The sequence below is a fragment of the Lysinibacillus sp. RS10 genome, from assembly GCF_041956855.1.
Lineage (GTDB): Bacteria > Bacillota > Bacilli > Bacillales_A > Planococcaceae > Lysinibacillus > Lysinibacillus xylanilyticus_A.
In genome coordinates this window covers 1,139,669-1,154,720 of record NZ_CP167122.1, presented here as the reverse complement: position 1 = coordinate 1,154,720, position 15,052 = coordinate 1,139,669, and the positions used below count along the sequence as shown (strand labels likewise).

At 38.1% G+C, this 15,052-nt stretch carries 16 protein-coding genes; 1 reads left to right on the top strand and 15 read right to left on the bottom strand.

The genetic code is table 11. The features are described from left to right. Positions 1–298: 298 nt before the first annotated feature. From ACB089_RS05925 to ACB089_RS05885, 9 genes are all read right to left on the bottom strand, one after another. The gene (locus ACB089_RS05925; protein ID WP_068983956.1) at positions 299–730 is read right to left on the bottom strand and encodes a DNA polymerase I; all 432 of its coding nucleotides are present in this window, start codon (positions 728–730) and stop codon (positions 299–301) included. Positions 731–905: 175 nt separating this feature from the next. Further along, positions 906–1,172 (bottom strand): hypothetical protein, encoded by a 267-nt coding sequence (locus ACB089_RS05920; RefSeq protein WP_374965657.1) that lies wholly within the window; start codon positions 1,170–1,172, stop codon positions 906–908. Positions 1,173–1,472: 300 nt separating this feature from the next. Next, entirely contained in the window at positions 1,473–2,483 is a 1,011-nt protein-coding gene (gene hflC, locus ACB089_RS05915) for a protease modulator HflC (RefSeq protein WP_374965656.1), read from the bottom strand. Further along, positions 2,483–3,451, bottom strand: a complete 969-nt coding sequence (gene hflK / locus ACB089_RS05910) for an FtsH protease activity modulator HflK (protein WP_374965655.1) — start codon at positions 3,449–3,451, stop codon at positions 2,483–2,485. The genes hflC and hflK overlap by 1 nt, the downstream gene beginning before the upstream one ends. Before the next feature lie 275 nt (positions 3,452–3,726). Further along, entirely contained in the window at positions 3,727–4,440 is a 714-nt protein-coding gene (locus ACB089_RS05905; RefSeq protein ID WP_374965654.1) for an LrgB family protein, read from the bottom strand. Next, the gene (locus ACB089_RS05900; protein WP_374965653.1) at positions 4,437–4,805 is read right to left on the bottom strand and encodes a CidA/LrgA family holin-like protein; all 369 of its coding nucleotides are present in this window, start codon (positions 4,803–4,805) and stop codon (positions 4,437–4,439) included. Before ACB089_RS05900 ends, ACB089_RS05905 begins: the two co-directional genes overlap by 4 nt. A gap of 353 nt (positions 4,806–5,158) precedes the next feature. Continuing rightward, positions 5,159–6,694, bottom strand: coding sequence for a two-component system histidine kinase PnpS (pnpS, locus tag ACB089_RS05895; protein WP_374965652.1), 1,536 nt, complete (start codon positions 6,692–6,694; stop codon positions 5,159–5,161). Continuing rightward, entirely contained in the window at positions 6,691–7,407 is a 717-nt protein-coding gene (locus tag ACB089_RS05890) for a response regulator transcription factor (protein ID WP_374965651.1), read from the bottom strand. Before ACB089_RS05890 ends, pnpS begins: the two co-directional genes overlap by 4 nt. Positions 7,408–7,459: 52 nt before the next feature. Beyond that, a complete protein-coding gene (locus ACB089_RS05885; RefSeq protein WP_068983963.1) occupies positions 7,460–7,900 on the bottom strand; it encodes a MaoC/PaaZ C-terminal domain-containing protein in 441 nt (146 codons plus the stop codon). A gap of 227 nt (positions 7,901–8,127) precedes the next feature. Here ACB089_RS05885 and ACB089_RS05880 point away from each other — a divergent pair, with 227 nt between their 5' ends. Next, complete coding sequence (locus tag ACB089_RS05880; RefSeq protein WP_374965650.1) at positions 8,128–8,694, top strand: recombinase family protein; 567 nt, start codon at positions 8,128–8,130, stop codon at positions 8,692–8,694. A gap of 152 nt (positions 8,695–8,846) precedes the next feature. Here ACB089_RS05880 and ACB089_RS05875 read toward each other — a convergent pair whose 3' ends face one another. The 6 genes from ACB089_RS05875 to ACB089_RS05850 form a co-directional block, all read right to left on the bottom strand. Beyond that, positions 8,847–9,521: a hypothetical protein gene (locus ACB089_RS05875; protein WP_374965649.1), complete on the bottom strand. Its 675-nt coding sequence runs from the start codon at positions 9,519–9,521 to the stop codon at positions 8,847–8,849. Beyond that, positions 9,518–10,342, bottom strand: a complete 825-nt coding sequence (locus ACB089_RS05870; protein WP_374965648.1) for a PHP domain-containing protein — start codon at positions 10,340–10,342, stop codon at positions 9,518–9,520. Before ACB089_RS05870 ends, ACB089_RS05875 begins: the two co-directional genes overlap by 4 nt. A 14-nt stretch (positions 10,343–10,356) precedes the next feature. Further along, the gene (locus ACB089_RS05865) at positions 10,357–11,148 is read right to left on the bottom strand and encodes an HAD family hydrolase (protein WP_374965647.1); all 792 of its coding nucleotides are present in this window, start codon (positions 11,146–11,148) and stop codon (positions 10,357–10,359) included. Between the two features lie 18 nt (positions 11,149–11,166). After that, positions 11,167–12,249 (bottom strand): ABC transporter ATP-binding protein, encoded by a 1,083-nt coding sequence (locus ACB089_RS05860; protein ID WP_374965646.1) that lies wholly within the window; start codon positions 12,247–12,249, stop codon positions 11,167–11,169. Between the two features lie 19 nt (positions 12,250–12,268). After that, a complete protein-coding gene (locus ACB089_RS05855; RefSeq protein ID WP_374965645.1) occupies positions 12,269–13,903 on the bottom strand; it encodes an ABC transporter permease in 1,635 nt (544 codons plus the stop codon). A 77-nt stretch (positions 13,904–13,980) separates the two neighbouring features. After that, entirely contained in the window at positions 13,981–15,042 is a 1,062-nt protein-coding gene (locus ACB089_RS05850) for an ABC transporter substrate-binding protein (RefSeq protein WP_374965644.1), read from the bottom strand. Positions 15,043–15,052 lie beyond the last annotated feature (10 nt).

The following is a 15,052-nucleotide window of genomic DNA, read 5'->3' as shown; positions in this document are numbered from 1 at the left end:
CGTCCACTTTCACCTCATATATCCGCCACATTTATTGCCCTGACTTCCGTGGATATTTTGGATTTTGATTTGTTTGGCAATCTCGTCCAGTCAGGACAACCTCGAATGTGATTCGTGTACCTCGGACCAAGGTTTTACCGCCTGCTTCCTTCAGATTCCGTGTCACCACGGACACCCTTGCACTTGGCTAGTGGTTCGCATATCCCAACGCCCACAGTGAACTTTCATCACCTAGTTGACGGACATGCCCGGCACACCAAAAAAAGCCAATTGCACATCGCAATTGACTTTCCTCATGTTATTCGTTGGCCTCATTTATTTTTTCTTGTCGATAAAAAATCTCTTCATATATAACTGTCAAAATAAAGGCATTCATAAAGGCAAACACTAAAAATAATGGCATACCGCCTAGCTGCGGATGTGTAAGCTCTGAATAAAATACCATGACAGTACCAATTTGCGCTAAGAAGAAAATGAAGCCAATCCCAACTTGCCATATTGGACGCTGTACTTTACGTTTTTCGTACCAAAATAATTTCTTAAATACTTTTCGTACATCCTCTGCAATAACTAAACTTAACAAAAATAATAAGACAAAAAATACTGGTATATGATAAACACTTTTTGTGATCCATGCAAAATCTGATAGACGGAAGAAAAGTGTAAACAACGATGCAATACTACATGCTATCCCTAAATTTTGGAGCCACATGTTAATGTGCAATTTCACAGCTATTACCCCCATTTTTTAATTCTGAACATTATCATTCTATCAGAAAATAGTCATCTGCGAAACACAAAATTATAAATTTCTATCATTTTCATTATATATAATTGATAATTGAAAGATATTTATAAAATATATGATTAAAAATACCTAAAAACCACACCATGAAGGCTCCTCACTATAACGTAGAGTTGATTTCCGTTCCGACTGGGCGTTTTGTTGTTGCTGCCGCTACGTTAGCACTACGCTTTCGCACAGATAAAACAATGTTGCTGCCGCTTCGCTTTCGCACAGATAAAACATTTGTTGCTGACGCTTCGCTTTCGCACAGATAAAACATTTGTTGCTGACGCTTCGCTTTCGCACAGAAAACATTTGTTGCTGACGCTTCGCTTTCGCACAGAAAACATTTGTCGCTGACGCTTCGCTTTCGCGCAGAAAACATTTGTTGCTGACGCTTCGCTTTCGCACAGAAAACATTTGTCGCTGACGCTTCGCTTTCGCGCAGAGTAGAGCTTCCTAGGGGCGTCCGATGAGCCGCTAATCCTCAAGGAGTCGCCCAGTCTCCACTCCAATCAACTTATGCAAATATTCCCATTCATTAAATAGTCCTTCCATAAGTTCGTAACCTGTATGTAAAAATACCATACAAAATGCATTGCTAGTTTCATGGATTGTGTAAAAAAAAGCCGTCTCAAAAAGTTTGAGACGACTTCATATACTAATCCCTGCAAGAATAATAGTATTATTTTATATAGCCAGATAATATTTTCGCATATGGTGAAGTGGATGGCAAAATAATTACCGTATCTTCACCTATAGTTTTCTTATATGATTCTAACGTACGGTATAATGAATAGAATTCAGGGTCTTGCGAGAATGATTTATTGTAAATTTTCGCTGCTTCCGCTTCTCCTTCAGCTTGAATCAATGCTGCATCCTTTTTAGCTTTTGCCAGCAATTCTTGAACCTGCTTATCGGTTTGGGCTTCAATACTGCGTTTCTGAGCATCACCTTCAGATAGATATTTCTGTGCGATTGATTCACGATCCGAGATCATATTTGTAAACACGGACTGCTCATTCTCAGTTGGCAAGTCGATACGACGTATACGGACATCGACTACTTCTATGCCATACTTATCGTTTGAAAGTAGCTCATTGACACGTTCAGTCACTTGATCATTAATACTACCACGTGAAGAATTTTCATCATTAATAATCTGGGAATATTCTATTCGACCAAGCTCTGAACGAATAACAGAATAGATAAATTCCTCCATACGCGATTCAACTTTTTCTATAGTACCTGCATTTGAAATTAATAACTTTGGATCTGTAATTCGCCAAACTGCATAATTATCAATGATTATGCGTTTTTTATCCTTTGTATTAATTTCCTCTTCAGAAATCTCATAAGTCATTTGGTTTTTAGGTAGTTTTGTAACACTTTGAATAAACGGAACTTTTATTTTCAAGCCAGGCTCACTCTGAAATTTCACTACTTCCCCAAATTGTCGAACTACTGCGTATTCGGATTCTTTCACAATATAAACATTAGCAAATAAGATAATGGCAATAGCTAAAACGGCTGTTAATGTTACAACAAAAGAAATATATTTTTTGGGATTCATCGGACCTTTTTTCGACATTTTGATCACATTGTCCCCTGAATCTCCGTCTTTTGAAGCAGTCTTTTTGGATTTACCCGATAAAAAATTCAGGAATTTGTCAAGGTCCTTGTTTTTTTGGTCCATTAGTTACCGCTCCCTTCTTTTTTCTCTGTAGGTGTCTCCTGTGTCGTTGGTTGCAGTGCTTGAATAGGTAAGTATTTCATCGTACTACCATCATCGTTCATAATGTAAATTTGCGCTTTAGGTAAAACATTTTCAAGCGTTTCTAAAATTAAACGCTCACGTGTAATTTGTTGATTGCCCTTATATTGCTCATACATTTTATTAAATACTGCTACATCCCCTTGAGCCTGCTCTATACGAGCTGTTTTTTCACCTTGAGCCTTCGAGATAATGGCATCTTTTTCACCTTGAGCCTCGTTAGTACGTTGATTCTGATATTTTTTTGCTTCATTGATTTTTGTATTTTTCATTTCACGGGCATCGGTAACCGCTGTAAAGGCCGCTCGCACATCAGCATTTGGTAATTCAACATCTTGTAATTTTACACCCAGAATACTGATCCCAATATCGTATTTTTCAATAAGTGAAACCAATAAATCTCGTGTGTTTGCTTCTATATCTGCTTTTCCATCTGTTAACGCTGCATCGATGTTGGAACTTCCGACAATTGACCGAATTGCACTCGACGTAGCGCTATGTAAAATTTCTTCTGGATCTTGTGCGTTAAATAAAAACTTATTCGGGTCTGTGATCTTCCATTGAACTACAAGGTCTGTTAAAACAATATGCTCATCACCTGTAATCATTTTCGTTTCAGCATCATAATCTTCCAATTCACCATCTTTATTTTGCTTATAGCCAAACTGCAAACTAAATGTTTCTTTCGATAAAACCTCAACCGATTGTACAGGCCAAGGTAATTTAAAATGTAAACCTGGCTCGGTTACTGTATCATCGGCACGACCGAACGTAATGACTACCGCTTGTTCCGATTCATCTACCGTGTACCACGATGTAAACACAGCAATAAGTGCAATAATACCGAATATACCAAGCCCCACCACCATTAGTGACCTTTTCACACTCATGTCTAATCCTCCCTTAAGCTTAATACTATTGTTTACGGGATACTTTATAAAAAAGTTTCAAAATATTTTAATAAACTAATATTATATTTTAGGCAGTTTGACATACGGTATTATTCAAAAAAGAGATTCTACACCAAATGTTGAGGTAAGGCTCAATGTAAAGCTCCCACAAACGTTCTGGCGACTGCCAAGCCAATAACATTCACCTCCATATTAAATTGTATGATTACCCAACAAATATTATAGAACAGAAAAATAAAAAATCCTGTTACCATTTAAGGCAACAGGATATTGACAACTGAATGTTCAAATGCTGGGAAAAATGTTGTTGATAAAACAATACTAATTAATGCAGCTACAACCATAGCAAGACTTGCAAAAGTACCTTCAAGTTCACCAAACTCAAATGCTTTAGAGGTACCTGCACCATGTGCCCCCATTCCTAACATTAGACCTCTAGAGGATGGTCTATGAAAACGACATACTTTAATTACGAACGGCGCCAGTAAACTTCCTAAAATACCAGTTATCATGACGAAAACTGCCGTCAGGGTAGGTGAGCCACCAATCATATTGGAAATATCCATTGCGATTGGTGTAGTGACTGAACGAGGTACTAAGCTATGCACAAGTTCATCATTTAACCCGACTACTACGGCAATTATATAGGATGATGTAATGGCAACCGCAGATCCAACTGCAATACTTAGAAAAATTTCAAAAGCATGTTTCTTTAATAGGTTAAAATTTTTATAAATAGGTACCGCAAAGGCAACTGTTGCTGGACCTAGTAAATTTGTTAAAATATTGGCTCCTGCATTATAGGATTTATAAGATGTACCCGATAGTAATAAAACGATAATGATAACTAACGGTGTTATCAGTACGGGTGTTAGCCATTCTTTTTTATACTTTTTATAAAACATTTTACTACTATAAAAAACTGCAATAGTGCCTATTAAACTTACTACAGCTATTAAAAAGCTCATGCAGTATCACCTTTCTTTCGTTGCTCTAGCCACTGTGCTGTGAAACCTGTTGCAAACATGACAACAATAGCACTCACGACAATAACAAGCACAGCCTTCACACCCTGCACACCGAAAAGCGAATCATAATCGATCACTCCGATCGCAGATGGAATGAAAAATAGCAATAACTCACTAAGTAATAAACCTGCACCTAGCTCAATCCATTCAAGCTTAATAATATGAAACTGTAAAAGTAAAAACAATAAGACTAGTCCAATTATACTCCCTGGAATCGGCAAGTGAAGTAGACGTGCAATACTATTCCCAACAAATAAAAGTACATAAAGATAGCCGATTTGCACGATACTATTGACGATTTTCATGGTCATCCTTCTCTCAATTTTTTATCACACTTTAACGGACAGTAATAAGCAAGCGTAAACTACCCTTTAAAGCCCGATAGGTTCAACTACAATTAATGAACTGATTGTAGTTGATTATTATGCTACTATACTTTACACCTATTTCCGTTTGGTGTAAAACAGAAAAAGAATCTACCACCAAAAACTTTGGCAATAGATTCTTTCTTCTGTGGCGATAACTAAGCAGCACAATCAAAAAATCTTTTATTTTTAAAAAGCAGCGATTTATCGTCTTAATAATTATAATGGGGGTTTCTATTAACAAGTATAAATCCCCATTATGAATCTAAAATTGTGCTATTGTAAAGAAATTGTTAATTTTTCGGAATCATAACAATCATTTTTGTACCTACGCCAACTTCACTTTCTACTTGAATGCGACCATGATGCGCCTCTATTAAGTGCTTCACAATCGCAAGCCCTAAGCCTGTCCCCCCAGAATTCCGACTTCGTGCACGATCCACACGATAAAATCGTTCAAAGACGCGGGCAATTTCATGCTTTTCAATCCCTATCCCTTGATCCTCTATTTCAATAATGCCATACGTTTCATTTTCCTTTAAACGAACCGTAACGGTTGTATTTTCTGGAGAATACGTAATCGCATTGGTAATTAAATTAGTGACAATTTGAATGATACGATTCGCATCACCCATAACCTGAATATCACGATCTATATCAACATGAAAGCTCATATTTTTCTCATCCAGACGTGGTCCCGTTAACTCTGCTCCACGTATAAGTACATCTTGCAAGCCCATCGGCATAATATTAACGGTAAAACCATGCTGTTCAATTTTCGATAACTCCAGTAAATCCTGTATAAGCATCTGTAGACGGTTACTTTCTTTATTAATGATCTCTAAAAAAGATAGCAGCATTTTTTCATCCTTATACGCCCCATCCAGTAAAGTTTCAGCAAAACCTTTAATGGATGTAATAGGCGTACGTAGTTCATGCGATACATTTGCTACAAAATCCTTACGAATCTGCTCTAAACGAACAAGCTCCGTAATATCGTGCATAACAATAACAACACCAAGCCAGCGACCATGATCTCCTATAACAGGTGCTCCATACACTTCCTTATTATGTAGCTCCTGCTGTACTTCCATTTTAAGTTGTTGTCGATAAGGCATTTCTGTTAAAAACACATGGTCGATAAATTGCTCAAGTGATTTAGGTAAACCGATTGTACGAAAGACCTTCCCTTGAACATCGGCAATTTGCATACCAAAACGCTCTAGAAATACCCGGTTCACGATGGATATATTCCCTTCACGTCCAATCATCATGAGGGAACTTCCCATGTTTTCAATTAAAGTTTTAAGCCTCTCCTCTTCCACCTCACGAATCGTCGTAATATCCTGTAAATTACGTGCTAAAATATTGATAGAGTGACTTAACGGCATCATGCGTTCATGTTCATTTTCATGGGCTCGAGCACGATAATTTCCCTTTGCCAATTCAAGCGCTGTATCTGTCACGTTATCAATAGGCGCAATGAAATTTCGTATCATATAGCGACTTACAACAGCTATTAATATAAGCGTTATTATGAAAAGAATCGTTAGCACTAGATAAAACCGTGCACGAATATCAGAAAATAGAGAGTCTTTCGCTTCAATGTTTTGAGCCGTATATAGTGCTTCTTTATCTTCCTTAGATAGTTCAAGCTTTCGTTCATCTAATACTTGATCGATAGATTCTTGCAGCTGCAAACTTGCCTGCTCATCGTACTGTTCTATATAAACAGGAAAAAGCTGACCTATAACAATCATTAGGACAGCTAAAATCGTTCCAAGTAATAGCATGAATGTCAAGAATAAGCTATTGCTCATTGATTTCATGTCGTCTTCGGCTCCTCAAATTTATAGCCAAGACCGCGAATTGTTTTGATGAACATTGGCTTACGGCTATTTTCCTCAATTTTATCGCGAAGGTGACTTATGTGTACATCCACAATTCGAGTATCGCCAGCAAAATCATACTTCCATACAGCACTTAATAGCTGATCACGCGTTAACACACGGTTTTTATTTTCAAGTAAGTAAATGAGTAGCTCAAATTCCTTCGGTGTAAATTCAAGTGCCTCATCCTGTAAAAATACTTCAAAACGCTCAGGATATACACGCAATTGACCAAACTCATACATTTTCTCTTGCAGCCTATCCTTATCTTCTACCACAACATTTTGTGTAAAACGTCTTAATACAGCTTTTACTCGTGCTAACACTTCGCGTGGACTAAAGGGCTTCGTCATATAGTCATCTGCCCCTAGCTCTAGACCAAGTACTTTATCGAACTCGTCATCCTTTGCTGTTAACATAATAATAGGTGTATTCATACGTTGTTGACGAATTTGTTTACATACCTCCATACCATCCAGTCTCGGAAGCATCAAATCTAATAGAATTAAATCTGGCTGTAAATCAATTGCCTTATCAAGACCCTCTTGACCATCAGCAGCTGTTTCTACAAAATACCCTGCTTGTTCTAAATTATATTTCAATAATGTCGCAATAGAAAATTCATCTTCTACAACTAAAATCGTTTTTGTCATGTATAATGCCTCCGATAGTGATTTGAAACCCCCATTTCAAATCTCAAGAAGTCTATAATGCGAGTGGTGGCGTCACCAGCAACGTACCTTCAATCACAAGCTGCTTTTGCTCATTATATGAGTGCACAGATACAGTAATTGTATTTTGGAATTTATTTACTTCTGTTACCTCTAAAAGCGTATCAAATAATTCATAGTGATAGAGAGGTCCTAAATATTTTAAATGTTGCTCAATAATTCGTGAACCTGGTCCAGGAATATACTTTGAAACAGCTGACGTAATAATGCCATTTAACATGATCGTTGGTACGATTGGCTTTTGAAAAGGCGTCATCGCAGCATAATCATGTTGAATATAAAGAGGATTACTATCATTTGTTAGACCTAAATAAAGTAGTAAATCCTTATCTTCAATCTTTTCGGTAATATGAATCTTCTCGCCAACTGTAATTTCATCAATAGTGAGACCAAGCTTACTGTTTTTTTGAAGCAAAGATACGCCAACCCCTTTTCTATCATACTACCTTCATAGTATCAATTTTATTCTAAAAGTACAACGAAAAGCAGAATAACCATTTTATCTTCATTTAGCAAAAGGGATTCGTCTGTGCGTGATCCCCAAGGAGTCGCCCAGCCTCCACTCCAATCAACTTTTTACATAGCATACGTTTTTACAAATTGTCTCCTCAACTCATGAGTTTATTGAAGGAAGTGAAGTTCATGTCTCGTATCATCGGATACGCCCGAGTCAGCACAGAAGATCAAAATTTGGATATGCAAAAAATGACCATTGAAAAGTACGCTCAGGAACAAGGGCTCGAACTGATTATGTACGTTGAAAAAATCTCCACGCGCAAAACAGAAAGAATAGAATTGCAACACGCACTGAAAGCAGCTACTAAAGGCGATCGCTTTGTGGTCTATAAACTCGATCGCCTCGCACGCAGCACAAAAGAGCTTTACCAGCTCACAGATGAAATGAGTGCGCGTGGCATTGACTTTGTCAGCATTCACGATCATTTCGATACAACTACACCTACTGGTCGTGCCATGTTTGGCATGCTTGCCGTCTTTGCCGAGTTTGAGCGTGACATTATTCAGCAACGTACAAAAGCCGGCTTAGAGGCAGCACGAAAACGTGGTCGTCTTGGTGGACGCCCAGCAATTGACGCAGATACGAAACGCCGAATAATCAAACTGTTTGAAAGTGGCGAAAGTGCTGCTGATATTGCGAAGGAGTATGGGATTGGGAGAAGTACGGTGTATAAAATCCTAAAAAAAAAGTGAGCCAACGACATAGATTCGGACGCCAACCACTGTTCTTCATATTGCTTTCGCTCATCTTCCAAAAAAAATCGAAGACAGTGAAAAAACTTAAGAAAATAATTTGATTTTAATGGAATGTGAATAATTCAGGTTAAACTAACAAGGAAGGTCGCTCATAAAAAGCGACCTCCCTTTTTTAGCATACGCTGCACCCATTGCTGACGTTTAAAAAATTGATAAGAGTAGCCTATTACTAAAGAGAATAGTATTCCGCTAATAATCGTCCCTTCTCGTACATTCAAATGACTACTTAAATAAAGCGAGATTGCTAGCGAAAATAGCATATTGAAAATATCGAAGCTAAAACGAACTTTACCGAAATCCCAATTCATTTTTTGATGAATGGCTAAGCAAGCTGCCTCTAATGGAAAGCTTATAAATTGGATTGACGCAAGTAGACCAAGCATAATACCATTAATGACACTACAAACGATGACGATTATAAGCCGTTCCATATAGCTATCAAATTGAACTGTATGTAAAATCTCGTATAAAAAGAAATTAATAATGGTCCCTTGTAATAGCACAATCGGTAGCTGCAATAGCTGAATGAGCTGGAATTCTTTGCGTAAAATGATTATTTGTAAAAGAATCAAAAAAACATTGATGATTACCGCTACTGTGCCAATCTTGATGCCCGTTAGCAAGCCCATACTACTATTTAAGGCTTCCACTGAACCCATTCCAATGTTGGCATGAATGAGGAACGTAGCAAAAATACTTACTACTGTTACACATGTAAGTAGCACAAAGCTTTTTTGTATAAACTTTAAAGCGTCTTGCTTCATTTCACTACTTTTTCAAGCAACTGCTGTGGCACTTCATTTATACAATACGTCTCCAAATCCATCGCATGACTATAAACACCGTGATAGTCTGAGCCACCTGTCATAAATAAGTTATATTTTTCTGCTAAGGCGCGCACTTTCGCATGATCCATTTCATCATGATCTGGGTGAATTAAATCAATGCCATCAAGACCTAGCGCTACAAGTTCTTCTATCAGTTCATAAGAATCAAGCTGACCAGGGTGCGCTACTACTACCAATCCACCATCTGCCTTAATCGCCTTTACCGCTTCAAAGGCATCGACATATTCAATATCCTCTGACACTAAACCACCATTTCCGAACAATTCCTTATATAATTGCTTATATTCCGCCGTATCTGGGTGTGCCTTAGTTATCGCACGCATTATATGCTGCTTAAATAAAATACCGCTCGTTTTCGCGTAGCTTAAAGCTTCCTCCAAATGTAATGAATAGCCTGCCTCTATTATTTTTTTCGCTTGCCACATGCTGTGCGCGTGACGTCGCTCCTGAAGCGGATTACAAAGACCTAATATGTGCTCGCTTTTTGCTTCTATGCCGTAGCCAAAAATATGAACGGGGCGATTGCGCTTAAAATCAAAAGCTGAGATTTCAATACCAGAGACAAACTGCAAATTATACTTTTTCGCCATTTCGATGCTTTCTGGAATATGCATCGTCATATCATGATCAACAATACTAATATGCGTTAAATTTCTTTCGACGGATAGCCTACATAACTGCTCGATTGTATCTGCAGCATCTGAGTATATACTATGTAAATGTAAGTCTGCCTTCATATTTCCCACTCCCTTTATAAGCAATATTTATAAATTGTTTTTGCAACACCATGCTCGATATTTGATGGAACAATAGCATCTGCATATTCCTTCAATGTAGGAATGGCATTGTTTACTGCAACGCCGACCCCTGCTACTTTAATCATTTCAATATCATTAAAGTGGTCGCCAATTGCAATAGCCGATTGGATTGGTAAATTTAAATAATTCATTAACACTTTAAGCGCCTCACCTTTACTTACGTTTGCTGGCAAAATTTCTAAATACGTATTTTCAGATTGAATAATTGTTACATCGGACATTGCCACTTTTTCAAAATAGTTATAGCATGTTTGAAAGCACGCTTCTTCATTAATAATTAATATTTTATAAACGATATGTGAGGTTAAAAAAGCGACACTCGGTAATAGTTGCACTGTTACTTTATCCTTTGCTGTGTATGTTCGAATCGTGTCCGTTTCATTTAAAATGTAAATTCCTTCATCTGTATAAATACAAATGTTCAACTTATTATTTAAAGCCATTTTGACAAAGCCTAATGCAAATTGTATTGAAATATGTCGCTCATAAATGACACGCTTTAGTTGGTAATCCATTACTTTGCCGCCGTTATATAAAATAACAGGATACTTAATCTGAAGTTGCGCAATTAATGGCTGAACCGATTGCTCTACGCGACCTGTTGCAATTGTAAAAATGCCACCCTCGTTTTGAAATTGCTGAATTGCTTTTAAATTTTGTTCGCTAATTTGCTGATTTTGATCTACTAATGTTCCATCAATATCACTTACGACTACTTTATACATAGACAAACTCCTAACTGTTTAAATCGCCTTTTCCTCATGCTTCATTACATGTATGCGGTCCGTATTTAATGTTATGCATACTTCTCCTTCGTAAAATTGCGTTGGTGCTACATCATCAATCAACCATTTCTGCCCTTCAATTTGAACAGTGTAGCGAACAGAGCTACCTAAAAAACTATGCTTGCAAATTTGACCTTTTAGATGCAATGTTCCTTGATGTTGCTGCTGTCTATCCTTATGCAAAGTCATTTGCTCTGGGCGAATCATTAAGCTCACTTTTTCTCCCACTGACCAATTATTGCTACGCTTTGGCATTGTAATTATGTCTGTTGTTGTTCGAATATGAAGCTGGTCGTCTATTGCTGTAATTTTTCCCTCGTGAAAATTGGCAACACCGACAAAATCGGCCACGAACTTATTAGCCGGTGTATTGTAAATTTCCCATGGTGTACCAAATTGGCAAATTTCACCTTTATTAAAGACAGCAATTTTATCTGAAAGCGACAATGCCTCCTCTTGATCGTGCGTAACAAAAATGGCTGTAATATTCGTTTTTTGCTGCATTTCACGTAGCTCATTTCGCACCTCTACACGCATTTTTGTATCTAAGTTACTAAGCGGCTCGTCCATTAATAGCACCTCCTGACCTTGTACCAATGCTCGTGCAAAGGCTACACGCTGCTGCTGACCGCCACTTAGCTCTCTTGGATAACGATGCTCTAGCCCTACTAAGCCGAACATATATAGCATTTGCTGAATTTTCTCCTTCATTTCGGATTTAGTAAATCTTTTTATTTTTAAGCCGTATGCGACATTTTCCTCTACGGTTAAATGAGGGAAAAGTGCGTAATCTTGGAATACTAATGGCGTATCGCGCTTATGCACAGGCAAATGGTTTACACATTTTCCATTAATACAAATTTCACCGCCATCGACCTCATAAAATCCTGCAATCATTCGCATTAAAGTTGTCTTCCCGCACCCCGATGGACCAAGCAGTGTAATAAATTGTCCCTTTGGAATCGATAAATTTAAGTTTTCAATCGCTGTAAAATTTCCGAAGCGCTTCGTAACGCTTTTAATTTCAATCATATTAGTCATTTCCGTTCCTCACCTATCGTTATATTTCAAATGTTTTTCCGCGTAATCGGAAAGCTAGCTTCGTTAAAAGTAAAACTGAAATCGCAATGCCGATTAACGTAATTGTGACAGCTGAGGCTGCTCCCCATTGTCCATTACTTAATAATCCAATAATTGTAATTGTGCCCACCGATGTTTTTAAGGAATAGATAAAAATAACGACGCTTAAGCATGTTACGGAGCGTAAAAAGGCAAGTACCATACTTGAAATAAATGATGTTCTCACGAGTGGTAGCAGTACCTTAAAATACGTTTGAATACCCGTTGCGCCTAAATTGGTCGATGCTTCCTCTATCGAAGGACCGATTTGTTGTAGAGCTGCCGCATTCGCGCTATAGCATGTCGGCAAATTCCAAATCATAAGCGCTAAAATAATAATGAATGACGTGCCGGTTAACGAGAACATGTCCCCGCCAAATGCAAATGCAAAGCCTAAACTTAAAAATACTCCTGGAATTGCACCTGGCAGTACTGCTAAAAAATCCATCCATTTATTTAAACCGAACTGCTTACGCTGTACTAAATATGCGACTAACACTGATAGCAATGCCGCTCCAACTGCTGCACAAACAGCATACACAATACTATTTGTAATTTCCTGTTGCTTCCCTACAACGTATGCCATATTGTCCAGCGTAAGAGACCAATCATAGCCCCAAGTTGTTGTAAAAGCACCGTAAGCGAGCGTGCCATATATTAATACAACGACAACGCTGACGAACATACAAAAGCTAAATAATATCCATTTTACCCATGTAGCAATCGGATACGGCTGTAGTGAAGAATCCTTACCCGTAACAGTTACATAAGAGCGTTTTCCAACCCAAAGTCGATTGATTAAAAATAGTGATAATGCTGGTACAAGCATTGTTGTTGCTAGCATTGCTGCTGCCGGAATATCGAACCAGCCCGTCATTTGCGCATAAGCCTCTGTTGAAAGTACAGAAAAGTTACCACCAATAATCATCGGGTTACCAAAGTCCGCTAAAATACTCATTGCCACGACTAGCGCACCACCCGCAATACCTGGTCGGCAGAGCTTTAAAAAGACATCAGTAAATACTTGCAATTTCGTTGCCCCTAAATTGTAAGCAGCATACTCCATTTGAATTGATGCTGCCTTAACTACACCATAAATTACCGCATAGGCATACGGGAAAAAGCTAATTGTTTGAACAGCCCATAAACCGATCCATCCATAAATATCAAGCGGAATGCCTAAAAGATGATTAGTAATAATTCCTTGTCTGCCGAATAATAAAATGTACGATAATGCCACGATAAATGGCGGTGACACGATTGGTAAAAGTGTCACGATTCGAAACAAACCTTTACAAGGTACATCTAATCGCGCCATCGTATAGGCAAAAATAAAGGCGACAATCGTGCTTGAAAGCGTTGATAAGATCGTAATAAATACCGTATTAACTAACGAATTTCTCCATCTCACATTTGTCCAAAGCTGCGAAAAAATTTCACCGTTCGTTTCCATAACGACACGCGCAATTGGGTAAATAATTAGAAAGGTCATAATCGTTAGCAAGGTGAAAACTAATACCATTAACAAAGGTTCATTGCGAAGCTTCTTTTTAAATTGCAGCATATTTTCCTTCATTTCACTTGCTCTCCTTTTAATAGCAGGCTGTCTTGTACAAGCTCATACAAAACAGCCCCGTTGCTGAAAAAATTAGTTTATTTCGTTGTTAAAGGCGTAAAGCGCGATAAAACATCCTCTTTCATTTCTGTTGCCTTTGCACGATCATAGTCAATTAACTTTAATTCTGAAAATGCTGGTACCCCTGCCGGCGGAGCGATGTCATCACGTACCGAGTAACGAGCGGTTTCATTGCGAATTAGCTCTTGTCCTTCCACTGAAAGTAACCAGTCGATAAACTGTTGTGATTCATCCATTTGGTCTGTACCAGCTAAAATTGCTGAGCCACCAATTTCAATTGCATTTTCTTCTGGAATAATCGCTTTTATTGGGTAGCCTTTTTCAGCTGCTTTAATAATGTCATGTGCCCAGTGAAGACCAATTGTAAATTCTCCTGTTGATACTAGGTTGATAGAATCTCCACCAGAGGCTGTGAAGTGATGCACGTTTGCAGCTGCCTGTTCAAAATATTTGAACGCTTCGTCTTCACCTTTTCGGAAAATTTGTGTCGCTGTGTAAATGTAACCACTTCCGACTGTCGCTGGGTTCGGTAAAATTAGTTCGTCCTTATAAGCTGGGTCTGTAATGTCTTCCCATTTTGTCGGCTCTTGTACACCCTTTGCTCCAACTGTTTCAGCGAAGCGCTCCGTATTTAAAACATATGCTAATACTCCTGTATACCAGCCTTGGAAATAGTTATCCTCATTTAAAAACATTGGATCTAAATCTTTCGCATTTGGCGATGCATATTGCGCTAAAAGCTCTGCTTCAGCTAAAGGTTCATAAAACTCTACTGAGCCCCCAATTAATACGTCCGCTTGCGGTGATTTTCCTTCCGCTTGTATACGTGAGCTCGCTTCCCCAGCCGAGTTAAATAGTAAGTAATCCATTTCAATACCTGTAGTTTTTTCGAAGCTTTCCTCAATACGCATCATTGCATCTTCGTTTAAAGATGAATAGACAACAATTGGCTCACTTGAATTTTTTTGTGCGGACGTATTTGTTACCTCTGCATCGTTTTCATCACCACATGCTGCCAATGCAACAGCTGCCGCTAAAATCATCGCTGTACGGCTAAACACTTTTTTCATGTTAAACATTTATAGTTCC